The sequence below is a fragment of the Sphingomonas sp. 22R3R2A-7 genome (assembly GCF_036856055.1).
GTDB lineage: Bacteria > Pseudomonadota > Alphaproteobacteria > Sphingomonadales > Sphingomonadaceae > Sphingomonas.
In genome coordinates this window covers 2,447,312-2,469,596 of the sequence record NZ_JASPFR010000001.1, presented here as the reverse complement: position 1 = coordinate 2,469,596, position 22,285 = coordinate 2,447,312, and the positions used below count along the sequence as shown (strand labels likewise).

Below are 22,285 nucleotides of genomic sequence, written 5' to 3'. Positions count from 1 at the left end.
CTGCTCGCCGATTTTGCGCAGTGGCAGGCGGGTATCGACCACGCCTGCAGGTCGAAGGCGCTGCCGATCAAATATCTCGTGCTGGGCTCGACATTCCCCGGCGTCTTCTCTTTCGGTGGCGACCTCGACCTGTTCGCGCAGCATATCCGCAGCGGCCACCGAGAGGCGCTGGTGCAGTATGGCCGCGCCTGCGTGCGAGATCCTGCACCGGAACATGCGCGGGCTCGACCTGCCGATCATCACCATCGGTCTGGTCGAGGGCGACGCGCTGGGCGGCGGGTTCGAGGCGCTGCTCTCGTTCAACGTCGTCGTTGCCGAGCGCGGGACGAATTTCGGGCTTCCCGAGACGGCGTTCGGCCTGTTTCCCGGCATGGGGGCGCATTGCTTCCTGTCGCGCCGGCTGGGGTCCGCGCGCGCGGAGCAGATGATCCTCAGCGGCCGCAGCTACAGCGCCGAGGAGCTCTACGATCTCGGCCTCGTCCACGCGCTGGCCGATCCCGGCGAGGGTCGCCGGGTGGTCGAGGACTATATCCGGCAGAACCGCCGTCGGCATAGCGGCCATTGCGCGATCTACGAGGCGTCGCGTGCGGTCAATCCGCTGACGCTCGACGAACTTGAGGCGGTCGTCGATCTATGGGCCGATGCCGCGCTGCGGCTGCGCGACGTCGACCTGAAGCTGATGCGCCGACTGGTTGCCGCTCAAACGCGGCTGCTGGCCGCTGCGGCCGAATAAGCCGGACCGCCCGCCACGGGATCAGGGTACCGCCCGCATCCTGGGTACGTCGTCGGCGAGCAGGGTTGCGACCATGCTCGCCGACATCGGCCGCGCCAGCAGGAAGCCCTGCACTGCGGTGCACCGCGTCCGGCGAAGCTGTGCGAGCTGCGCGGGCGTCTCGATCCCCTCCGCGACCGTGCGCATCCCCAAGGTCGCGGCAAGATCGACGACGGTCTGCACGATCGCCATCGACGCGGGATTGTCGTCGAGCGCGGCAATGAACGAGCGGTCGATCTTCAGCGTCTGGAACGGGAATTTGGTGAGGTAGCTCAGCGACGAATAGCCCGTGCCGAAATCATCCAGCGTCGTCGCGACGCCCATCCGGTTGATCGCCTTCAAGGCCTCGAGCGACGCATCGATGTCCGCGAGCAGGACCGATTCTGTGACCTCGAGATCGAGCCGGTCGGCCGCCAGACCGCTCGCGCCGAGCGACCCCATGATCACCCCCGGCAGGCCCGGCGACAACAACTGGATCGGCGACAGGTTGACTGCGACACGGACCGACGACGGCCATTCCCGCGCCTGGCGACAGGCTTCGCGCAGCACCCAGCCGCCGATCTCGACGATCAGCCCGCTCTGCTCGGCGATGGGGATGAACTCGGCGGGGGAGACATTGCCGTGCACCCGGCTGTTCCAGCGGAGCAGCGTCTCGCACGACCGGATGCGATGCGTTGCGAGATCGAAGATCGGCTGGAACGCGAGGTGGAACTCGCCCCGCGCGAGTGCCCCCTGGAGCTCGGCCGCGAGCGAACGGACATATTCGATCTTTTCGTCCATCACCGGTTCGTAGAAGCACAGCGTGCCTCGACCACCTTCCTTGGCACGGTACAGTGCGAGATCGGCGTTCTTGAGCAACGTGTCCGCATCGACACCGTCGGTCGGAGCGATCGCGACGCCCAACGACGCGCCGACGGCAAGATGTTGCCCGTGATAGGCGACCGGCTTGGCGATGAGGTCGAGGATGCGATCACCGATCGCCGCCGCCTCGTCCTGCGCATCGATGCGGCTGACGACCGCGAACTCGTCGCCGCCGAGCCGCGCGACGATCCCCCCGTCACGGCGAAGGCGGTTTCGAGCCGGTGCGCGATCCCGACCAGCAGCGCATTGCCAGCCAGATGGCCGAGCAGAATCGTTGATCTCCTTGAACCGGTCGAGATCGATCCAGTGAATCGACACGAGCCCGCCCGTGTCGTCGCGCAGTCGCAGGATCTGCTCGAAACGCTCGCGGAACGCGGTGCGGTTGGCGACGCCCGTCAAATCGTCGCGGCGCGCAAACGCCGCATGATGCTCGGCGAGCGCGGTCTTTTCGCTTGCGGCGAGCGTCGCCTTCAGGATCGCGTCATACGTCTGAAGCGTGATGTCCATCATCGCGAACACGAACAGCAGGATCACGATCGCGAGAACCGCATTCAGCCAGTTTCCCGACAGGATGAGGCCCAGCGGCAGCGGCAGCGACGCGAGACAGAGCTGCGCCAGCGCGATCCAGGGTCGGCCCGCATTGCGCCCGGCGATCCCCGCGGCATAGCCGATCGCGGTGGTGACCGCGAGCAGGTGGAGCACGCCGTCCTCGGTGCGGATCAGCGTCAGCATCCCGAACAGGCCGAGCAACGTCGAGAATGCATAGGCGCCGAGCCGGTAATACCGCTCCCACACGCTGCGCCCGGCAACGCCCTCCGCACCGCGATCGACTGGCGTGCGGCTGAGCGGAGAGAAGGCGGATGGGCGGATCACCCCGACGATCCGGATCGCGGCGACCGCTGCGATGAGGATCGCGAAGACGACGAGCCAGGCGTCCTTGCTCGTCACCGCGACGACGGCGGCGATCGAGCTGCTGGTCAGCGCACCGATGACGAGCGATTTGGGGGACGCGTAGAGCGACGTGACCAGGACGGCGCGGACATTCGCGTCAACCGCCTGGTCGGAGTGCCGTAGCTGGCGCAGTCGGGAGATTAAACGCGTCATGACACCTTTGAGTTATCGATTGCCGTAGGGGAAAGGTGTTAATCAAACGCTATGGATCCCCGGCCGGTCGCATCCGGTCCGGTTTAGAGTTCGGGTCGGGGCGCCGTTGGTCTAGCAGGCGACATGACCCCGTCGTTCGACCCCATCGCTTCGCTTCGCCGCGATCGACCGCTTCCCCCGGTAATACTGCTCGTCGCGCTCGCATTGGCGGGGTGTGGCACGACACGCTATCGCCCGGTCAGTGATGACACGGTCAGGATCGGCCGCCCCTACACGGTCCGCGGGACGCGCTATACGCCTGCGGACCTGCGTCCCTATGACGTTGTCGGCTATGCCAGCTGGTATGGCGGGGAGTCGGGCAACCAGACCGCGAATGGCGAGAAGTTCAGACCGCGCGGTATTTCGGGTGCGCATACCGTGCTGCCGCTGCCGAGCTATGTCGAGGTGACTGCGCTCGATACCGGCAAGACGATCCTGGTGCGTCTCAACGACCGTGGCCCGTTCACCCAGACCCGACCGACCCCGCGTGTGATCGACCTGTCGCGCGGCGCCGCGCGACTCCTGGGCGTCGAGGCCTCGGGCACTATCCCCGTGCATGTGCGCCGCGTCGATCCGAGCGAACGCGACAGTGCGCGGCTTCGCAAGGGAAAGCCCGCCGCATCACGCCCCGATGTCGATCCCGCGACGCTCGCCACCTGGCGCGCGCTGCTCGGGCCGCAGCCGGGGCGGTAAACTGTTCAGCGCAGCGGTCGCTCAGCTCTTCCAGGCCCAGTAAAGCTGGGCAGGCGGCACGTTCCACCATTCCATGTCGTGATCGATCGACGTGAAATGCGGGGTCAGGAAGTCCTTCACCTTCGGGCTGAACTGATAGACGAGAAACGCGCCGCCGGTCCGCAGCACGGAATGCGTCCCGGCCGCGATCGCCGGGCCGACACCCGGGGGCAGCGTCGAGAAGGGCAGGCCGGACAGGACGTAGTCCGCCGATTCGAAGCCGTGATCCGCGACGATCTTCTCGACGTCAGCCGCCGAGCCGAGCACCGCGGAGAAGCGCGGGTCGGTGATCGTGTGCCGCAGATAGCGGATGAAATCCGGGTTGGTGTCGATCACGATCAGCGTCGCGTCGGGTGCCATCCGGTCGAGGATCGGGCGGCAGAAGGTGCCTACTCCGGGACCATATTCGACGAACACCTTGGTGTTGTCCCAGTCGACCCGGCCCAGCATCTTGCGGATGAGCTTGTCCGACGATGGCACGATCGAGCCGACCATGACGGGGTGTTTCAGGAATTCGGTGAAGAACATCTGCCACGGGGAGGGCACGCCGGCGGGGCGGGTGCGCGCGCGCCGGGCGGCTGTGGTCGGACTGGGCATCGTGTTCCTTACGATCAGGGGTCCCGCGCGCTGGCGAGGCTTTGACACTCCCGTCGCACGATTTCCGAACGCGTTTCAAGGCCCGCAGGTTGCATCACGCGACGAACTGCATCGGAAGTCGTGGTGGACCAAGCGGTTCCGCCATCCTTGCCAACCCCGTGGCAGCGTTTAAGCACCGGTCATGCACGTCGATCGAACCGGCCAGACCGCGGTCATTTTCACCTCGTTCCGTAGCGGTGCGGACGCGGACGGCTATGAGTCAGCGGCGGCGGAAATGGATGCGCTGGCGATGGTGCAGCCGGGGTATCGCGGTGTCGAAAGCACGCGCGGGGCCGACGGCATGGGAATCACGATAAGCTACTGGTCCGACGACACCGCGGCAATCGCCTGGCGCGACCACCCCGATCACAGCGCGATCCGCGAGCGCGGGCGTGCGATCTGGTACGACCGCTATTCGGTGACGGTCGCACACGTCACGCGCGGCTATGGATGGACGAGACCATGACCCCACCCGCCGCTGCAGGCCCCGCGGATGGGCCGAGGATCGATCGGCGTTTCGCGCTGATGTTTCTCGTGATGCTGACCATCGCCGCGGGCAACACCGCGCTGCAATCGGTGCTGCCGGCGCTCGGGCGATCGCTGCGAGTCGCGGACAGCGCGGTCGCAGCGGCGTTTTCGGTGTCCGCGCTGTTGTGGGTCATCGCCGCGCCGTTCTGGGCAAATCGATCGGACCGGCATGGCCGCCGCGCGATGATCCTGCTCGGCGTCGGCGGCTTCAGCGTGTCGCTGACGGTGTGCGGGGTCTTCCTGATGGCCGGGATCAATGGCTGGATCGGCGGGACCGCCGCGTTCCTGTCGTTCATCGGCGGACGGCTGATCTACGGACTCTTCGGATCGGCAGCGCCGCCCGCGGTGCAGGCGCTCGTCGCGGGCGAGACCACGCGCGAGGAACGCACCAAGGCGCTGACGCTGCTGGCATCGGCGTTCGGGCTGGGGACGATTCTCGGTCCTGCGATCGCCCCCTATCTCATCCTGGGTTCTATCGCCGGTCTGGACGTCGGGTTGTCAGGCCCTGCCTTCCTGTTCGCAGCGTTCGGCATCGCGGTGTGGATCACCGTACGGCGGATGCTCCCCGACGACCGCATCGTCGCTGCGCACGACACGCATGGGGCAAGTTCCGCCTATCCCTCGATCGGCGGCGCCCCCAGCGGCGCGTCGGTCGCAGCCGCGACGGGATCGCACATCGAGCATGTCGGCTATACCGACCCGCGAATCCGCGCATGGATGATCGCGGGGCTCGTGATGGGGCATGCCCAGGCGATGACGGGCCAGGCGATCGGCTTTCTCGTGATCGACCGGCTTCACCTCGCGCCGGCCCTGGCGCTCGAGCCGACCGGCATCGTCCTGATGATGGGTGCCGGCGCTGCGCTGCTTGCGCAATGGGGGATCATTCCGCGGCTGAACATGACCCCGCGCCAGCTCGTGCTGACGGGGCTCGTGCTCGCGGCGGCCGGCAGCGCACTGACGGGGATCGCGACGTCGCTCTACGGAATCGCGACCGCCTATGCGCTGGCGAGCCTGGGATTCGGCTTTACCCGGCCGGGCTTCACGGCGGGGTCGTCGCTGGCGGTCGGCGCCAACGCGCAGGGCTCGGTGGCGGGCAAGGTCACGAGTATCAACGGCGCCAGCTTCGTGCTCGGGCCGTCGATCGGCGTCGGGCTGTACGAGATGCAGCATTCGCTGCCCTATCTGATCGCGGGCGCGGCGTGCGTGGTGATGATCGGCTATGCCTGGGCAAGCCTACGCGACCCGACCGAGCGGATCGCGTAGGGCGGGACCCGCCGGCTGAGACACCGGCGGCTCCGTGTCGTCAGGCGCCCTGATCCTTTCGCCCGGGAAAGGCGAAGCCGATCGGCTGGATCGCGGTCGCATCCTGTTTGAGGCGCGCGGCCATCTGCTCATATTCACGCTCGGTTTCGGGCGTGACGCTGGCACGTGACTCGGTCAGCGCCTTGTCGAAGTCCGCCATCGTCACGTGCGTCGAGTCGATCTCGCGGCGCAACGCGACGAGGCCTGCGCGGCGCACGACATCCTCGAGATCCGCGCCGCTGAAGCGATCCGTCCGCTCGGCCAGACGATCGAGATCGACGTCGCCGGCGAGCGGCATCTTCTGCGTCTGGATGCCGAGGATCCGCCGCCGCCCTGCCTTGTCGGGCACGCCGACATAGACGAGCTCGTCGAACCGCCCCGGCCGCAGCAATGCCGGGTCGATCAGATTGGGGCGGTTGGTCGCACCGATCACGACGACCGACTGGAGTTCCTCCAGCCCGTCCATCTCCGCAAGGATCGTGTTGACGACGCGCTCGGTCACCTGCGGCTCGCCCGCGCCGCTGCCGCGTGCGGGGACAAGCGAATCGAGCTCATCGATGAAGATCACGCACGGCGCGACCTGGCGCGCGCGCTGGAACAGCCGCGTGATCTGCTGCTCGCTCTCGCCATACCATTTGCTGAGCAGGTCGGACGACTTGGTGGCAATGAAGTTCGCCTCCGCCTCGCGCGCGACCGCCTTTGCCAGCAGCGTCTTGCCGGTGCCGGGCGGGCCGTAGAGCAGGAAGCCCTTGGCGGGGCGAATGCCGAGCCTGCGGAACGCGTCGGGATTCTTCAACGGGAGTTCGACGCCCTCCTTCAGCCGCATCTGCGCATCGTCGAGCCCGCCGACATCGGCCCAGCGCACGGTCGGCGCCTGCACCATGACCTCGCGCATCGCCGATGGCTGGACGCGTTTGAGCGCACCCAGAAAATCCTCGCGCGTCACCGACAGCTCGTCGAGCACCTCGGGCGGGATCGTCCGCTCCTCGAGGTTGAGCTTGGGCATGATCCGCCGCACCGCCTCGATCGCCGCCTCGCGCGCGAGCGCGGCGAGATCGGCGCCGACAAAGCCGTAGGTCGTACGCGCGAGCTCATCGAGATCGACGCGGTCGCCGAGCGGCATGCCGCGTGCATGGATGCCGAGGATCTCGCGACGACCGCGCTCGTCGGGGACGCCGACGACGATCTCGCGGTCGAACCGGCCGGGACGCCGCAGCGCCTCGTCGATCGCCTCGGGGCGATTGGTGGCGGCGATCACGACGAGGTTCGCGCGCGCCTCAAGCCCGTCCATCAGCGTCAGCAACTGCGCAACCAGCCGCTTTTCCGCTTCGCCCGCGACCTGGCCACGCTTGGGCGCGATCGAGTCGATCTCGTCGATGAAGACGATCGACGGCGCGGCCTTGGCGGCTTCCTCGAATACCTGGCGCAGCTTGCCTTCGGATTCGCCATAGGCCGACCCCATGATCTCAGGGCCGTTGATCAGGAAGAACTGCGCGTCCGATTCGTTCGCGACCGCGCGCGCGAGGCGCGTCTTGCCCGTTCCGGGGGCCGTGCAGCAGCACGCCCTTGGGCGGATCGACACCCAGACGCTGGAACAGTTCGGGGTAGCGCAGCGGCAGTTCGACCATCTCGCGCAGCTGATCGATCGTCTGTGCCATACCGCCGATATCGTCATAGGTGACGTCGGCGCGACGCGCGGCCTGCGGTTCCTCATATTCGGACCGCAGCTCGATCTCGGTATTCTCGTCGATATGGACCACGCCCTTGGGGCTCGCGGCGATCACCGCGAGGCGTATCTCCTGCAACGCGTACGCCGGGGCATTCATGAACTGCTGGACGCCCGGCGGCATGTTGCCGACGCGCTGGTGGCCCGCGGTCGCGACGATATCGCCCTGGCAGATCGGCCGGCCCAGGAACGTGCGCTTGAGCGCATTCGTCGATCCCTGCAGGCGCAGGTTCTGCTGCGCCGGGGCAAAGACGATACGCGTCGCCGGCTTCGATTCGGCCTTGCGGACTTCGACGAAATCGCCCGACCCGACGCCCGCATTCGCGCGCTGCAGCCCGTCGATGCGCAGGATGTCGAGGCCCTCGTCCTCGGGGTAAGGGCCGACGGCGCGGGCGGGCGTATTCTGTTTGCCGAGGATTTCGATCACGTCGCCCTCGCCGATTCCCAGCGTCGCCATCAGCGCGCGCGGCAGATGCGCCAGGCCGCGACCGCTGTCCTCGGGCCGCGCATTGGCGACCTGGATCTTCCGCGTCGGGGTTTCGCTATCGGGCATCGTCACTCCTTCACACTCGAAGTGTCGGAGATGGGGCCCCCGCCCCATGCTTGCGAGGACCCGAAGCGACAAAAAAAGGGCCGGCCAATGAAGGCCAGCCCGTGAAAGTTTTTAGGAGAGGATGCCTGAAAGGCGAGGTCTTTTTGCGTCGAGGCGGTTCATGTTGCAAGTGCGAATGGATCCGCTACGATTGCGCTAACTGCAATCGCGTGCATGAATGCAGTCCGCAGTCATTGTCACAATCGTCGAGTCGAAAGAGGGATCATGCGCAGGTTGCCGCCATTGGGGGCTATCGAGGCGTTCGTGCAGGTGGCGCGGCTGGGGTCGATCAAGGCCGCGGCCGAGGATCTGGCGCTGTCCGCGCCCGCGCTGAGCCGGCGGGTCCAGAGCCTCGAGCGGTTCATCGCCAAGCCGTTGTTCGCGCGTCGCCACCAGGCGATGGTGCTCAATGCCGATGGCGAGCGGCTGTTGGCGCAGATCGCGCCCGTGCTCGATCTCGCTGTCCGATGCGGTCGAATCGATGACCAGCACGACCGAGGTGCTGCGACTGCGACTCGGGATCCTTCCGCTCTATGCCTCGCAAAAGCTGTTTCCGCGGCTGGGCGAGCTGCGTACCGCCCACCCCGAACTGCATCTCGACATCGATACGGCCGCGCATCTCGTATCGCGGCTGGGCGACGGGCTCGATGCGGTGATCGCGTTGTCACGGGAGATCGACCCGTCGCTGTACGCGCGGCGGCTCGACCGGAATTCGGTGTACGTCATCGGTGCGAGGAGCCTGATCGAGCGCGCGGACCCGGTCACGCGACCCGAACAGCTCGCCACGCTGACTGCGCTGGTGCACCGCGACATGACAGATACGTTCACGGCGTGGCGGTCGGCGGCCGGGCTCGACGACATCGAGCCGCTCGCGATCGATCATTTCGATTCGGGGGCGCTGATGCTCGAGGCGGCGGCACAGGGGCTGGGCGTCGCGTTCATGCATGCGAGTCATTTCGCCGATGCGAACGACCCGCGCCTGGTCCGGCTTTTCGATATCGAGGTCGAGAGCCCGTACAGCTACTGGTTCGTCTGCCGCCCGCGAGCGCTGCAGACGAAGCCGGTGCGGCTGTTCCACGACTGGCTGATCCGCACGTTGGCGGAAGTCTGACCACCAGTTCGTCCTCAGCCCCCTCCACGTCACCCCAGCGAAAGCTGGGGTCTCCCAGTCGAGAAGCGGCAAGGCTCGAACCGGAATATCCCAGCTTTCGCTGGGATGACGGTATGAGCTTGGTACGGGATTCAGGCGGCAACCGTGACGCGTTTCCCTCTCGAAGCGCGTCGCGGCAAAGCCGCGCCGTCGGACGGAGTTTCAATCCGCCGGCCGGCTTCGGCCGCCTCCGGCGCAGCTTCGCTACGCCGGAGGCAGCCTTCAGCTCAGGCAGCCCGTGCCTTGACGATCTTGCCGGGCTGGCGCGGCGGCTCGCCCTTTGGGAGCGCGTCGATCAGCTCCATGCCGTTGGTGACTTCACCCCAGACGGTGTACTGCTTGTCGAGGAAACGCGCGTCGTCGAACACGATGAAGAACTGCGAGTTCGCCGTGTCGGGCTGGTTGGTGCGCGCCATCGAGCACACGCCGCGGACATGCGGCTCGGCCGAGAATTCCGCCTTGAGGTTCGGCTTGTCCGACCCCGACATGCCGGTGCCCGTGGGATCGCCGCCCTGTGCCATGAAGCCCGGGATCACGCGGTGGAACACGACGCCGTCATAGAAGCCGTCATTGGCCAGCTCGACGATGCGCTCGACATGCTTGGGCGCCAGATCGGGGCGCAGCTTGATCGTCACGTCGCCGCCATCGAGGGTCAGCGTCAGCGTTTCGGGGGTATCAGCCATTTGAGTCTTCTCCTGAATTGATGCGCCGCAGATAGGGAGCCGACCCGCGACTGGCAAATGCCGCCATTGCGGGTTAGGGCGCGGACGCACGCTTTTAAGGGAGGCAGCCATGAGCGAACTCGAGCTTCCCGAGGTCGAAATCGAAACCCAGCCCGAGACGCAACTCGACCGCGACGACCGGTTGCGGCCCGAATTCGTTCGTGCGGTCCTCGATGCGGTCGAGGACGGCGACGACGAGGGCGCGCGCGCGCTGGTCGAGCCGCTGCATCCCGCCGACATCGCCGATCTGTTCGAGCTGACCCCGCAGGAGGATCGCGCGGCCCTCGCGCGGGCGGTGACCGACCTGCTCGACGGCGACGTGTTCGCCGAAATGAACGATTATGTCCGCGAGGATCTGATCGACGCGCTCGAGCCGCACCAGGTCGCCGATCTCGCCTCCGAACTCGATACCGACGATGCGGTCGCGATCATCGAGGACATGGACGAGGACGAGCAGCGCGCGGTGCTGCGTGCACTCGATCCCGACGACCGCGCCGCGATCGAGGAGGCGCTGAGCTACGCCGAGGAGTCCGCCGGCCGCCTGATGCAGCGCGAGCTGATCGCTGTCCCTGAGCATTGGACCGTCGGCGACGCGATCGATTATCTGCGCGGTCACGAGGAGCTGACGACCGATTTCTGGGAGATCTTCGTCGTCGACCCCGCGCACAAGCCGATCGGGACGTGCCAGCTGTCGTGGATGCTGCGCACGCCGCGCGGGATCGCGATTGCCGATGTGATGAAGCGCGAGCAGACGCTGATCCCGGTCGACATGGACCAGGAAGAGGTGGCGCTGCGCTTCCAGAAATACGCGCTGATCTCGGCGGCGGTGGTCGATCATGGTGGCCGGCTGGTGGGCATGATCACGGTCGACGACATCGTCCACATCATTTCGGAAGAGGCGGGCGAGGATACGCTGCGTCTCGCCGGCGCCGGCGACGGTGACATCAACGAGCCGATCCGGCTGACCGTGCGCACGCGCTTCACCTGGCTGGTGGTCAATCTGGGCACCGCGATGGTCGCGTCGTCGGTCGTCGGGCTGTTCCAGGGGACGATCGCGAGCTTCGCGCTGCTCGCGGTGCTGATGCCGATCGTGTCGGGGATGGGCGGCAATGCGGGCACGCAGACGCTCGCGGTCGTGGTCCGCGCGCTCGCGACCAACCAGCTGACGAGTTCGAACACGAAGCGGATGATCGGGCGCGAATTCCGGATCGCCACCGCCAATGGCGTGATGCTCGGCACGCTGATCGGGCTGGGCACCTACGTCATCTTCCGCAATTCCGATCTGTCGATCGTGATCGCCGCGGCGATGCTGACGAACAATATCACCGCAGGGCTTGCCGGCGTGCTGGTCCCGATCACGCTCGACAAGTTCCGGATCGATCCCGCGGTCTCGTCGGCGGTGTTCGTGACGACGATGACCGACACGATGGGGTTCTTCTCGTTTCTTGGCCTCGCCAGCCTGTGGGGGCTGCACGGGTGACCCTTAGGTTGACTGGCGCGGTTTAGCGCCCATTTTCAGACGGATGCCGCTTCACCTCACCAAAGTCGCGTTCGGCGCGGACAGCGTCGACCATCTGGCGGAGCGCCTGCGGCTGCGCGGTGAGGAGGGGCCCGTGTTCCTGACCACCCGCTACCTGCCCAAGCGGCACGAGGAGGTCGCGGGACCCGTCGGCGAAGGCGGCTCGATGTACTGGATCCTGAAGCACCAGCTGATCGCGCGGTCGCCGATCCTCGGCTTTGGCGAGGCAGAGGGCGGGCGGGTCGCGATCCATATCGACCCGAGGCTGGTACTAGTGCAGGCGCGCCCCAAGCGCGCGCATCAGGGGTGGCGCTATCTGGAGGGTGCCGACGCGCCGCTCGATCTGGGCGGCGACGCGACGGGGCTCGACGTGATGCCCCCCGCGTTGATGACCAAGCTGGCCGAGCTGGCGCTGATCTGAGCCTGCATCGACCGCGCGGCGATGGGCGGATGCGTCAGCGGCCGCACGTCACGGGGCCACCCGCCGCCGCCTCGACGCGGCATTTTGCAGTCCCCGCGACGGTGACCGACCCCAGCCCCGTATTCGTGACCTGCGCGGTATAGCGCGCGGCCGCTGCGACCTCGCCGACACCTTCGAGGTGCACGGTCAGGTCGTTGACCTGCAGCGCCGTCGCATCGATCGCCCCGGCGCCGTTCATCATCAGCCGCGCGCGTGCCACCCGGCCCGCCAGCGTCATGCGGCCGGTGCCGATCACGGTGGCGTTCAGTTGCTCGGTTTCCGCCGCCGCGAGGACGAGGCTCGCATTGCCCCCGACGGTCGTATCGACGCGCATGCCCCGCATCCGGTCGATCGTCAGCCGGCCCCCCGCCGCCACGCTCGCCGCGACGAGCGCGGGGGTCGACAGCATCACGACGATCGGCCCGGCCCCACCGCCACGCGGCTGTTCGCCCCAGCCCCCCGTTCCCTTGCGGACGGACAATGTCCGGCCGTCGACGCGGATATTGACCCCTTCGGCAACGCGCGGATCGCCGAGAATCGTCGCGCGCGGCGATCCGGTCGTGACGCGGACCTCGAACGGCCCCTCGACGCGCAGCTGATCGAAACTCCCGACCGATACGGTCCGGCCGGACGCCGCAGGACCGGCCGCCGCGGGCATCGGCAACAGCGACGCGGACAGGAGCAGCAACGAGGCGAGCGGATGGTGCATACACGACCGTCGCCGCTTACCCCGGCTTACGCAAGTCGCAGCGCGAGGATCATCCGCCGCAGCGAACCGACCCTGACCCCATTTTCGATGTCGTGCACCGGGCGTTCGGACCGAGATCGACATCGCCCGACCCCATCATGTCGACCTGCGCCGGACCATCGACGACCGCACGGACGCTGCCCGAACCGGCAACTTCGACCGACGCCGATTGCGCCCGCAGCCGCGTCGCATCGACATCGCCCGAACCGGCAATCTCGACCTTCAGGCTGCGTACCGTTCCGCTCGCACGGACGTTGCCCGACCCCGCGACCGAGAAGCGTGCGTCGTCGACCCTGAGCGCGGCGACGTCGAGATTGCCCGATCCCGCGACCCCGCCCTCGAAGCTGCTCCCCTCGATCCGATCGATCGCCATGTTGCCCGATCCCGACACGCTTGCATCCGTCAGCCGCGGGACCGTCACGAAGATCTTGACCTTGGCACCCTTGCTCCAGCCGAAATTGCTGTTCTTCTGGCGTCCGATGTCGAGCGTGTCGCCGTCGCGATCGATCCGCAGCCGGTCGAGCTGTTCGACAGGCCCCTCCGCCCGGATCGAGAACCCGGCACCGACGCGGACATCGACATCGTCGGACCCGCGCAGGTCGATCCCGTTGAATCCGGTGACCTGGTACGTCCGCGTCGCTCCGGCACCCGATGCCGCCGCGCCCGAACCCTCGGTGTCGTCGTTCCAGCTGAATGAGCAGGCTGCGAGCGGAATGATCAACCCAAGCGCAAGAACGTTCATCGAGTCCTCCTGTGTATTGCCTAAACAATACACTCGATCGACACGCTTACAAAGGGAATTTCTTACAACGAAAAAGGGCGGCCCCGCAGGACCGCCCTCATCGCCCGGACAGGGTACGCCGCGTTACGCGGGCACCTTGTCCTTGTTGTAGATCGCCGCGGCAGCGCGGAGGATGTCGAGGATCTTCTCCTGCGCCTTGGGCTCGTCGATCTCTTCCATCGCGGCAAGCTCGCGCGCGAGACGGCTGGTCGCGCCTTCGAAGATCTGCCGCTCGGAATAGCTCTGCTCGGGCTGGTCGTCGGCGCGGAACAGGTCGCGGACCACTTCGGCGATCGACACGAGGTCGCCCGAGTTGATCTTCGCCTCATATTCCTGCGCACGGCGCGACCACATGGTGCGCTTGACCTTGGGCTTGCCCTTGAGCGTGTCCATTGCCTCGCGCATGGTCTTGTCGGACGACAGCTTGCGCATGCCGACGCTTTCGGCCTTGTTGGTCGGAACGCGGAGCGTCATACGCTCCTTTTCGAACCGGAGGACGTAGAGTTCGAGCGTCATGCCGGCGATTTCCGAGCGTTGCAGCTCGATCACACGGCCGACTCCGTGCTTGGGGTAAACGACGAAATCACCGACGTCGAAGGACAGTGCCTTGGCAGCCATTGGGGGCCTTTCCGGATCAATGCCTCCACGCGGTGCCACAGCGAAGCATTCGCCGGATTGCACCGAGGAGGAATAGGGTTCGAACATACTCCAGGCGGACGACATGACATATCGCGCCCGTCACGGACCCAATTAACAGCTTTGCAACAAAATTACCAGCGGGTCGTGGCAGCCCCCATGCCCCAAACCCGCATTATCGTACGATTTCAGCGCATCGTCAGTCGCCGGCGCCCGGCTCCGGCGAGAAAAACTTGTCGAACTTGCCCTCGACGCCCTTCATCGCATCCGCGTCGGGCGGCGTCTGGTTGTCGTTGCGCGTGACGTTTGGCCACTGTGCCGAGAACGTCGTGTTGAGTTCGAGCCACTGCTCGAGACCGCTCTCGGTATCGGGAAGGATCGCTTCGGCCGGGCATTCGGGCTCGCAGACGCCGCAATCGATGCACTCGCTGGGATTGATCACCAGCATGTTCTCGCCCTCGTAGAAGCAATCGACCGGGCACACTTCCACGCAATCCATGTACTTGCAGCGGATGCAGGCATCGGTGACGACGTAGGTCATTGGGTAACTCCTGGGCCGGATTCCTTTCCGGCAACGAACGCGAAAGCGACTATGCGCGGTTCCCGGTCGCGTCAATCATAGCAAGCCTTCTGCGAGACGTTATCAGGTTTTGCGGCCCCCGCATCCTCCCCCGCCCAGACCATTCCGTCATCCTGACGAAGGTCAGGATCCAGAGCCACGACCTGCTGCCCTCTGGTATCCTGGATCCTGACTTTCGTCAGGATGACGGGCGTGGCGTTGCGACGTCGCCCGCTTCGACGATCGCTCGTAGTCTAATGCGTCAGTCACTCGGACGCCGGATCACGGACGGTGCCGCCCGGCGTGCTGCCGGCGATCAGGTCCTGGTAGCAGGCCTGCGCCTCCGGGGCGGGCCCGCGTCTTGCCGGCAGCGCCTCGACGCGGATCACCCGGACCTGATCATGCGCCGCGAAGGTCAGCACGTTGCCGACCCGGACCGGACAATGCGCGCGATCGATCGCGCGACCGTCGATCCGCAGATGCCCCCGCTCGGCGATCGCCTGCGCGGCGCTGCGCGTCTTGGCGAGCCGCACGAACCACAGGAACCGATCGATCCGCATCGCGCCTTCAACCATGGCGGACCAGTGCAGCAAGACCGGCAAAGGCGTTCGCGCGCGACGGATCGACCGGAGCGGGCGGTACCGGCCGTGCCGGCGGACGCCCGCGCCAGACCCAGCGCGGCGTGTCGCCGGCGAGCGCCTTGAACCCCAGCTCCGCCATCAGCCGGTCGAGCGATGCGGGGTCGAGCCCGATCGAGGTCGCCAATGCCGGGTCGGGTGCAAACGGCGTCCGGCCCTGACGCGCATCATGCGCCGCGCGGGCGATGCGCTCGACCAGATCGACGCGAACCGCCTGAAGCCCAAGCGGACGGAACCCCGCCTCGAGCGTCGCACCATCGCTGCCCCGCGCGAGCACGGTCGCGCCGTCCCGCGGCGCCACGATGTCGCCGCCGCGTGCGGTCGCGAGCGCGCGGCGCCAGCGTGCCGCCTCGGGCTTCATCAGCCGCGGATCGAACAGGTCGAGCGCACCGATCGTGATCCCGATCTTGCGCAGCCATTTGCGTTCGTCCGCGTCGATTGCATCGAGCGACAGTCGCAGCGGCAACCGCGGCGTGATTCCTCCTGCCGCCTCGATCGCGCCGGCGACGATCCGCAACGCCGGCGTCGCCTTTGCGTCGCGGCTGGCGTCGGCGAGCCTGGTCAACGCGCCAAGACGGCGGGCGAGCATCGTCGCCAGCCAGCCCGCCAGACGCGTCTCGATCCGGTCGCGCGCGCTCTTGTCGAGACAGTCGAGCGAGCGGTCGAGCACCAGCCGCGGCCGGGCAAACGAGGCCCCGGACGCCAGCCGCGCGACGGCATGCCCCGCCCAGACGAGCTGCGCATCATCGTCGAGCAGGATGTCGCCATCGCCGGCATCGACCAGCGACTGCGCACGGCGTGTCCGTTCGCCCGTGAGCCGCTTTTCGGCCGCCGCCAGCAGGAGCCGCTTGTCGCTGGCACGCGCATCGGCGGCGACCGTGAAGCGGAACCCGTCGAGCCGGCCGATCGGGTGGTCCTCGACCATCACCTCGCCCTCGGGACCGATCACGACCGGCAGCGACGCGGCGTCCGCACCGATCTGTCGCATCAGCGCGGTCGTGCGCTTGTCGACGAAGCGCTGCGTCAGGCTCGCATGCAGCGCATCCGACAGCCGTTCCTCGAGTGCGGCGGTACGCGCCGCCCAGTGCGCGGGCTCGGCGAGCCAGTCGGCACGTTGCGCGATATAGGCCCAGATCCGCGTCGCCGCGATCCGGCCGGCGATCACCGGCACGTCGCCCGCGACCGTGTCGAGCCGTGCGATCTCGTCGGCGAACCATTGGTGCGGGATGTGCCCCCGCCCCTCGCTCAGATGCCCGAACACGCGCGAAACGAAACGCGCATGCGGGTCGAGCCCGACCTTGCGGAAGTCGGGAATCCCGCACGCCGCCCAGAGCCGCGCGACCATCCTGGGATGTCGCGTCCGTTCGCGCACCCAGCCCTCTTCGGCGAGCCGCTTGAGCACGCCGAGATCGAGCGCCTGCGGGGCCGCGCGCAGCACGCCCGCCGGCGGGCGCGCCTCGAGGCTCGCGACGAGCGCGTCGATGCTCGCGAAATCGGGCTCACCCTGTCGCCAGTAGAGGTTCTCGAGGCGGGGGAAGCGGTGCTCCTCGATCGCGAGCACCTCCTCGGGCAGGAACGCGCCCGGCCCGTCGTCGGACAGCGCGCCGAACGTGCCGTCGCGCTGATGCCGCCCCGCACGCCCCGCGATCTGCGCCATCTCGGCCACCGTCAGGCGGCGCTGGCGCTTGCCGTCGAACTTGTTGAGGCTGGCAAACGCGACGTGCGCGACGTCCATGTTGAGGCCCATGCCGATCGCGTCGGTCGCGACCAGATAGTCCACCTCGCCCGCCTGGAACATCGCGACCTGCGCGTTGCGGGTGCGCGGGGACAGCGCGCCCATCACCACCGCCGCACCGCCCCGCAGCCGCCTGAGCATCTCGGCAACCGCGTACACCTCCTCCGCGGAGAAGGCGACGATCGCCGAGCGCTTGGGCAGGCGGCTGATCTTCTTGGCGCCGGCATAGCTGAGCGTCGAGAAGCGCGGGCGGTTGACGATCTCCGCCTTGGGAACGAGCGCCTTGATCATCGGGCGGAGCGCTTCGGACCCAAGGATCATCGTCTCCTCGCGCCCGCGCGCGCGGAGCAGCCGGTCGGTGAAGACATGCCCCCGCTCGGGATCCGCGCCCAGTTGCGCTTCGTCGAGCCCGACGAACGCGACATCGCGGTCGGGCATCGATTCGGCGGTACACAGCAGCCAGCGCGCATCGGGCGGCATGATCTTCTCTTCGCCGGTGACCAGAGCAACGCGGTTCGCGCCCTTGATCGCCACCACCCGGTCATAGACCTCGCGCGCGAGCAGTCTCAGCGGAAAGCCGATCATGCCGCTGGAATGCGCGCACATCCGCTCGATCGCGAGGTGCGTCTTGCCTGTATTGGTCGGCCCCAGGACCGCGGTCACGCCGCCAAACGCATCGTCACTCATAGCGTTGAACATCGGACCTAATGTCCCCCCGCGCAATGACCGGCGCACGAACTTCGCCACAACACGCGCGTAGCGATCGGCCGGTCCGCGGCCGGCCACGTCTCGTCGTCCGCCGTGGCACGCTCGCGGCGGGTTAATTTGACTTTAGGACCCTTGCTGCACAGGGAATCGGACAACGCCGGGGGGAACGGCGATGTTGGCCATGATTCGAGGCGCCGCCGTGTATCTAGGAACGGACCAGGACTTGGAGCTTGCCGGCGGCCCGGGCCACAGCGCCAGCCGCGGTTTCGGTCGCGCGCCTGCATCTCGCGTCCTTCCCCGGCATGACGCCGCCGCAGACGCGGCAACGTTCGGCACGGCGATCCTCGGGCAGGCGCGTGACGCCGTCACGCATCTCGACTGGGTCCCCGATCTGGGCGTCGCGATCGGCAGCCGCAGCTGGTGGCGCGGGCTTGCGACCTGCACCGCCTTGTGCGCCGCGACAATCATGCTCGCCCCGGGATTCACGCCACTGACGGGCAACGTCCCCGCACCGCTCGCCGGCGCCGAGCGCGACGAGGCCCGCGCGCTGGGGATCGCACCGCTCGGCCAGGGTGCGTCGACGGGACGGCGGATGGCGGCGAACGACCTCGTCGCGCCGCTGGCGCAGGCGCCCGAGCGTCCGAGCATCGAGCTGTCCGCGACGCTTGGTCAGGGCGACGCGTTCGACCGCGTCCTGATCCGCGCCGGGGTCAGCCGCCGCGATGCCGAAGACGCCGCGGCGCTCGTCGCGCAGACCGTCGACCTGCGCGATATCGCACCGGGTACGCGGATCGCGCTGACGCTGGGTCGCCGCGCGGATCGCCGCGTCGCGCGCCCCCTCGACACACTCCAGGTACGCGCGCGGTTCGATCTCGCGCTGTCGCTGAACCGCGTCGGCAATAGGCTGGCGATGACGCGCAAGCCGATCGCGGTCGACCGGACGCCGCTGCGGATCCAGGGACTGGTCGGATCAAGCCTGTATCGGTCGGCGCGCGCCGCGGGGGCGCCGGCCAAGGTCGTCGAGGCCTATATCAAGGCGGTTGCGACGCGTCTCTCGATCGGCCGCGACGTCACCGCGGCGGACGGTTTCGACCTGATCGTCGCGCGTGAACGTGCCGCGACTGGCGAGACGCGGATCGGCGACCTGCTGTTCGCAGGAATCGACCAGGGCCGCCGCAAGCTGCAGCTGGTCCGGTTCGGATCGACCACGAGCGGCGACGACCGGAGCGACGAGGATGCCGAAGGCCGCGGCGGGTGGTTCGATGCCAACGGGCAGACCGAACGGCGCGCGGTATCGGGGATGCCGGTATCAGGACGGATCACGTCGAGCTTCGGACTGCGCATGCACCCGCTGCTGGGGTTCATGCGCATGCACAAGGGGCTCGACATCGGCGCACCTTACGGCGCGCCGATCCATGCGATGAGCGACGGCGTGGTCGCATTCGCGGGCCGAACCGGCGGCTATGGCAATTTCGTCAAGCTCGCGCACGGCGGCGGGATGGCAAGCGGCTATGGCCATATGAGCCGGATCGCGGTGTCGTCGGGAACGCGCGTGCGGCAGGGGCAGGTCATCGGCTATGTCGGCTCGACCGGGATCTCGACCGGACCACATCTTCACTGGGAAGTGTGGAAGAACGGTGCAGCGGTCAATCCGCGCGCGATGTCGTTTGCCAGTGCCGCAACGCTGTCGGGATCTGCGCTGCGTGCGTTCAAGGCCCGCGTCGCGCAACTGCTGGCGGTCCGCGTCGGCGGGTAGCGACGCGGCTCCGGCGCCGCGCCGCGCCGGACGACCGCACCGCCCCTATTTGCCCTGCGCCCGCCATTTGCGGATCGTCCGTTCGAGGATGTGATCCTCGCCACCGACATCGCGCCAGAGCTCGGAAAACAGCGGATCGCCCGATGCCGGGCGACGGGCTTCCTCGAGATCGGCGAACGCGACGCGAATCGGGACGGTCACGCCTTCGCCGCAGATGATGCCTTCGCGGTTGCGGAGCGCGGGGATCAGAATCGAGGAAGCCGCGCGCGCCCTCGGGCATCGCCGCGCGGACGAACGCCTGATCGCGATCGTTGTTGAGACGCATCGCGATGATCGTGCCGCACTGCGACAGCACGCCCTCCGCCAGATCCGACGGACGCTGCGTGATGAGCCCCAGCGACACGCCGTATTTGCGGCCTTCCTTGGCGATCCGGCCGAAGATACGCCCGACCGCACTCTTGCTGTCTCGACCCGCGGGAATGTAGCGATGCGCCTCCTCGCAGACGAGCAGGATCGGTCGCTGCGGTTCGTTGCGCGACCAGATCGCGAAGTCGAACGTCATCCGCGCGAGCACCGCGACCACCACCGAGGTGATGTCCGACGGAACGCCTGACACGTCGATGATCGAGATCGGCTTGCCGTCGCCCGGCAGGCGGAAGATCTCGCGCGAGGAAGCTCGCCATCGTGTCCGCGACGAGCATCCCCGAGAACATGAAGCCGTAGCGCGGATCCGCCTTGATCTCGTCGATCTTCGTCTTGAGCCGGAGATAGGGTGCCGTATCGCCGGCACGGTCCATCTTGCCCATTTCAAGCCCGATGATGTTGGTCAGGTCGCTGAGCAGATACGGGATCGGCGCGTCGACGGTGAGCTTGGCGATCTCCTGCGCGAGCCGGCTCTTCGCCTTGGCCATCAGGAGGCATTTGGCGAGGATGTCGGCATCGAACTGACGATCGGCGCCGCTGCTGGTCAGAAAGACCTCGCAATGCTCTTCGAAGTTCATCAGCCAATAGGGCATCTGCAGGTTGGTGACGTCGTGGATCGCGCCGTTGGTGCGGAATGCCGAGGCATATTCGCCATGGGGGTCGATCATCACGACATGCCCCTGCGGCGCGAGGTCGCAGATCCGGTGGAGGATCAGCGCGGCGGCCGTCGACTTGCCCGTACCCGTCGCGCCGACCAGTGCGAAATGCTTGCCGAGCATCGCGTCGACATACAGCGCGGCGCGGACGTCGGCGGTCGGGTAGACGGTACCGATGTCGATATTGGCGCGGTCGTCGGCGGCATAGATGGTCTGCAGATCCGCCGTGGTGATCGGATGGACCTCGCAGCCAGGCATCGGATAGCGCGTCACGCCGCGTCTGAAACCGTGCAGCGTTCCGGTCAGCGCGTTCTCGTCGCCCTCGCCGAGAAAGTCGATCTCGGCCGCGACGCAGGTGCCCGTATCGTCCTCCAGCCTGAGCGAGCGGACATTGGCGACGAGCCAGACGCTGCCGACGCGCATCTTGACCTGGCTGCCGACCTGTCCGGCGGCGGCGAGGATCGGATCCGCGCGATCCTCGAGCGTGGCGATCGCCGACCGGTCGAGCAGGATCCGGCTGCTCGATCCGGCGATCGCGAAGACCACGCCGATCGCACTCGCCGCGCCGCCGGCCGGCGGCACGGTCGGGGAGCATCCGCCAAGGTCGCCGCCGCGATGGCGCGCTGGAACATCTCGGATCCGGGCATTTCGATCATCAACAGTCCATTCTCGCCGCTGGGCTTCGCCTCATTCGGCGGCGACCATGCGGGCAGGAGCGTAAAGATACCGTGACTCGCGAGATACCTATGGCCCGATCTGGGGGCGATCAGATCCGGCGGGCGATCCAGCCCGCGGCCCAGCCGAGGAAGATCGAGAGGAAGACCGCGGCAAGGCCGTAGAGGATCGACGACCGGTCCGCGGCGCGCGCGACGAAGCGTTCAAATCCGGATTTGCGGATGTCGATGTCGCGCACCGCGGCGGCGAGCACGCGGCCGTCGCGGATCAGGAAGGTCTCCGCAGTGAAGCGCCCGACGGGCACGCGTGCAGGGATGCTGACCCGCGCCCGATAGAGGACGTCGTCGGTGATCTCGACCGCGCGCGGCGCCTCGTAATACAGCCCGGCGCGGCGCTTGAGATCGACCAGCCCGCGCTGGAACCGGTCCTGCGTGTCCGATGGTGCGCTCGACGCGGGCGACAATTGCAGGCTGTCGAGCCCGAGTTCGTAGATCGCGCGCGTGCGATCGTCGACCAGCCGTGCGACCGGCCTCGACGAGGCGATCGCATAGAAGCTGGGCGCCGACCGATAGCGCAGGCGCGACGCATTGACCCAGATCCCTGCAACCTTCTCCTTCTCGCGCATCACGACCGATTGCGTCGGCCCCTTCACGACGACGACGATGTCGGTCGGGCTTTCGCCGCTCGGCAGGCGGCCGCCGGGATAGAGGATGGCGCCGAACAGCAGCAGCTCGGCGCCGGTGAAGCTGTAGGCGATCTCGATATTGCGCTGCGACACGTCGGGGACGAGCACGGGTTTGGCCTGCGCCATCATGAGCGGCGCGACC

General features: G+C 67.5%; 17 protein-coding genes and 3 pseudogenes. 8 read left to right on the top strand and 12 right to left on the bottom strand.

Going from position 1 to position 22,285, the window contains the following annotated elements:
* The first annotated feature begins 178 nt into the window (after window positions 1-178).
* On the top strand, window positions 179-733 hold the full coding sequence (locus QP165_RS11795; RefSeq protein WP_333995810.1) for a crotonase/enoyl-CoA hydratase family protein: 555 nt from the start codon (window positions 179-181) through the stop codon (window positions 731-733).
* 21 nt (window positions 734-754) lie between these two features.
* Here QP165_RS11795 and QP165_RS11790 read toward each other — a convergent pair whose 3' ends face one another.
* Complete coding sequence (locus QP165_RS11790) at window positions 755-2,737, bottom strand: putative bifunctional diguanylate cyclase/phosphodiesterase (protein ID WP_333995809.1); 1,983 nt, start codon at window positions 2,735-2,737, stop codon at window positions 755-757.
* 123 nt (window positions 2,738-2,860) lie between these two features.
* Here QP165_RS11790 and QP165_RS11785 point away from each other — a divergent pair, with 123 nt between their 5' ends.
* Window positions 2,861-3,469, top strand: coding sequence for a septal ring lytic transglycosylase RlpA family protein (locus QP165_RS11785; RefSeq protein ID WP_056018465.1), 609 nt, complete (start codon window positions 2,861-2,863; stop codon window positions 3,467-3,469).
* 21 nt (window positions 3,470-3,490) lie between these two features.
* Here QP165_RS11785 and QP165_RS11780 read toward each other — a convergent pair whose 3' ends face one another.
* Window positions 3,491-4,105, bottom strand: a complete 615-nt coding sequence (locus tag QP165_RS11780) for a class I SAM-dependent methyltransferase (protein WP_056018462.1) — start codon at window positions 4,103-4,105, stop codon at window positions 3,491-3,493.
* A 181-nt stretch (window positions 4,106-4,286) separates the two neighbouring features.
* Here QP165_RS11780 and QP165_RS11775 point away from each other — a divergent pair, with 181 nt between their 5' ends.
* Both QP165_RS11775 and QP165_RS11770 read left to right on the top strand, forming a co-directional pair.
* On the top strand, window positions 4,287-4,610 hold the full coding sequence (locus QP165_RS11775) for an antibiotic biosynthesis monooxygenase family protein (protein ID WP_333995808.1): 324 nt from the start codon (window positions 4,287-4,289) through the stop codon (window positions 4,608-4,610).
* Window positions 4,607-5,935 carry an MFS transporter gene (locus tag QP165_RS11770; protein WP_333995807.1) on the top strand — a complete coding sequence of 443 codons (1,329 nt, stop codon included), beginning with the start codon at window positions 4,607-4,609 and terminating at the stop codon, window positions 5,933-5,935. The genes QP165_RS11775 and QP165_RS11770 overlap by 4 nt, the downstream gene beginning before the upstream one ends.
* 40 nt (window positions 5,936-5,975) lie before the next feature.
* Here QP165_RS11770 and QP165_RS11765 read toward each other — a convergent pair.
* A pseudogene (locus QP165_RS11765) lies at window positions 5,976-8,253 on the bottom strand (CDC48 family AAA ATPase).
* 264 nt (window positions 8,254-8,517) lie between these two features.
* On the opposite strand from QP165_RS11765, the pseudogene QP165_RS11760 reads away from it, so the two are divergent.
* Window positions 8,518-9,403 (top strand): annotated as a pseudogene (locus QP165_RS11760) (LysR substrate-binding domain-containing protein).
* A gap of 266 nt (window positions 9,404-9,669) precedes the next feature.
* On the opposite strand, the gene QP165_RS11755 reads toward QP165_RS11760, so the two are convergent.
* Window positions 9,670-10,125, bottom strand: coding sequence for a peptidylprolyl isomerase (locus tag QP165_RS11755; protein WP_031440995.1), 456 nt, complete (start codon window positions 10,123-10,125; stop codon window positions 9,670-9,672).
* A 109-nt stretch (window positions 10,126-10,234) separates the two neighbouring features.
* Between QP165_RS11755 and mgtE the strand changes: the two genes are divergently transcribed.
* Both mgtE and QP165_RS11745 read left to right on the top strand, forming a co-directional pair.
* Window positions 10,235-11,644 (top strand): magnesium transporter, encoded by a 1,410-nt coding sequence (gene mgtE, locus QP165_RS11750; RefSeq protein WP_056018453.1) that lies wholly within the window; start codon window positions 10,235-10,237, stop codon window positions 11,642-11,644.
* 43 nt (window positions 11,645-11,687) lie between these two features.
* Complete coding sequence (locus tag QP165_RS11745; protein WP_333995806.1) at window positions 11,688-12,104, top strand: DUF1489 family protein; 417 nt, start codon at window positions 11,688-11,690, stop codon at window positions 12,102-12,104.
* A gap of 34 nt (window positions 12,105-12,138) precedes the next feature.
* Here the strand turns inward: QP165_RS11745 and QP165_RS11740 are convergent, their stop codons facing one another.
* The 6 genes from QP165_RS11740 to QP165_RS11715 form a co-directional block, all read right to left on the bottom strand.
* The gene (locus tag QP165_RS11740; RefSeq protein WP_333995805.1) at window positions 12,139-12,852 is read right to left on the bottom strand and encodes a GIN domain-containing protein; all 714 of its coding nucleotides are present in this window, start codon (window positions 12,850-12,852) and stop codon (window positions 12,139-12,141) included.
* Between the two features lie 49 nt (window positions 12,853-12,901).
* Entirely contained in the window at window positions 12,902-13,633 is a 732-nt protein-coding gene (locus QP165_RS11735) for a head GIN domain-containing protein (RefSeq protein WP_333995804.1), read from the bottom strand.
* Window positions 13,634-13,756: 123 nt separating this feature from the next.
* Window positions 13,757-14,290: a CarD family transcriptional regulator gene (locus QP165_RS11730; protein ID WP_056018441.1), complete on the bottom strand. Its 534-nt coding sequence runs from the start codon at window positions 14,288-14,290 to the stop codon at window positions 13,757-13,759.
* A gap of 217 nt (window positions 14,291-14,507) precedes the next feature.
* Window positions 14,508-14,849, bottom strand: a complete 342-nt coding sequence (fdxA, locus tag QP165_RS11725; RefSeq protein ID WP_056018438.1) for a ferredoxin FdxA — start codon at window positions 14,847-14,849, stop codon at window positions 14,508-14,510.
* 284 nt (window positions 14,850-15,133) lie between these two features.
* The gene (locus QP165_RS11720; RefSeq protein ID WP_082445884.1) at window positions 15,134-15,427 is read right to left on the bottom strand and encodes an RNA-binding S4 domain-containing protein; all 294 of its coding nucleotides are present in this window, start codon (window positions 15,425-15,427) and stop codon (window positions 15,134-15,136) included.
* A 7-nt stretch (window positions 15,428-15,434) separates the two neighbouring features.
* Window positions 15,435-17,927, bottom strand: a complete 2,493-nt coding sequence (locus QP165_RS11715; protein WP_333995803.1) for a helicase-related protein — start codon at window positions 17,925-17,927, stop codon at window positions 15,435-15,437.
* A gap of 193 nt (window positions 17,928-18,120) precedes the next feature.
* Between QP165_RS11715 and QP165_RS11710 the strand changes: the two genes are divergently transcribed.
* Window positions 18,121-19,704: a M23 family metallopeptidase gene (locus QP165_RS11710; protein ID WP_333995802.1), complete on the top strand. Its 1,584-nt coding sequence runs from the start codon at window positions 18,121-18,123 to the stop codon at window positions 19,702-19,704.
* Window positions 19,705-19,749: 45 nt separating this feature from the next.
* Here the strand turns inward: QP165_RS11710 and QP165_RS11705 are convergent.
* Together QP165_RS11705 and QP165_RS11700 are read right to left on the bottom strand one after the other, a co-directional pair.
* A pseudogene (locus tag QP165_RS11705) lies at window positions 19,750-21,365 on the bottom strand (ATP-binding protein).
* A 184-nt stretch (window positions 21,366-21,549) separates the two neighbouring features.
* Window positions 21,550-22,269, bottom strand: coding sequence for a TIGR02186 family protein (locus QP165_RS11700; RefSeq protein WP_200916208.1), 720 nt, complete (start codon window positions 22,267-22,269; stop codon window positions 21,550-21,552).
* Window positions 22,270-22,285: the final 16 nt, after the last annotated feature.

Bases quoted from the DNA above. Each gene is read 5' to 3' on its own strand.
- QP165_RS11700 (WP_200916208.1), bottom strand. From the start codon at position 22,269: ATGGCGCAGGCCAAACCCGTGCTCGTCCCCGACGTGTCGCAGCGCAAT.
- QP165_RS11785 (WP_056018465.1), top strand. From the start codon at position 2,861: ATGACCCCGTCGTTCGACCCCATCGCTTCGCTTCGCCGCGATCGACCG.
- QP165_RS11715 (WP_333995803.1), bottom strand. From the start codon at position 17,927: ATGAGTGACGATGCGTTTGGCGGCGTGACCGCGGTCCTGGGGCCGACC.
- QP165_RS11735 (WP_333995804.1), bottom strand. From the start codon at position 13,633: ATGAACGTTCTTGCGCTTGGGTTGATCATTCCGCTCGCAGCCTGCTCA.
- mgtE (WP_056018453.1), top strand. From the start codon at position 10,235: ATGAGCGAACTCGAGCTTCCCGAGGTCGAAATCGAAACCCAGCCCGAG.
- QP165_RS11790 (WP_333995809.1), bottom strand. From the start codon at position 2,737: ATGACGCGTTTAATCTCCCGACTGCGCCAGCTACGGCACTCCGACCAG.
- fdxA (WP_056018438.1), bottom strand. From the start codon at position 14,849: ATGACCTACGTCGTCACCGATGCCTGCATCCGCTGCAAGTACATGGAT.
- QP165_RS11775 (WP_333995808.1), top strand. From the start codon at position 4,287: ATGCACGTCGATCGAACCGGCCAGACCGCGGTCATTTTCACCTCGTTC.
- QP165_RS11780 (WP_056018462.1), bottom strand. From the start codon at position 4,105: ATGCCCAGTCCGACCACAGCCGCCCGGCGCGCGCGCACCCGCCCCGCC.
- QP165_RS11770 (WP_333995807.1), top strand. From the start codon at position 4,607: ATGACCCCACCCGCCGCTGCAGGCCCCGCGGATGGGCCGAGGATCGAT.
- QP165_RS11710 (WP_333995802.1), top strand. From the start codon at position 18,121: ATGTTGGCCATGATTCGAGGCGCCGCCGTGTATCTAGGAACGGACCAG.
- QP165_RS11720 (WP_082445884.1), bottom strand. From the start codon at position 15,427: ATGCGGATCGATCGGTTCCTGTGGTTCGTGCGGCTCGCCAAGACGCGC.
- QP165_RS11730 (WP_056018441.1), bottom strand. From the start codon at position 14,290: ATGGCTGCCAAGGCACTGTCCTTCGACGTCGGTGATTTCGTCGTTTAC.
- QP165_RS11755 (WP_031440995.1), bottom strand. From the start codon at position 10,125: ATGGCTGATACCCCCGAAACGCTGACGCTGACCCTCGATGGCGGCGAC.
- QP165_RS11795 (WP_333995810.1), top strand. From the start codon at position 179: ATGGCCGCGCCTGCGTGCGAGATCCTGCACCGGAACATGCGCGGGCTC.
- QP165_RS11740 (WP_333995805.1), bottom strand. From the start codon at position 12,852: ATGCACCATCCGCTCGCCTCGTTGCTGCTCCTGTCCGCGTCGCTGTTG.
- QP165_RS11745 (WP_333995806.1), top strand. From the start codon at position 11,688: ATGCCGCTTCACCTCACCAAAGTCGCGTTCGGCGCGGACAGCGTCGAC.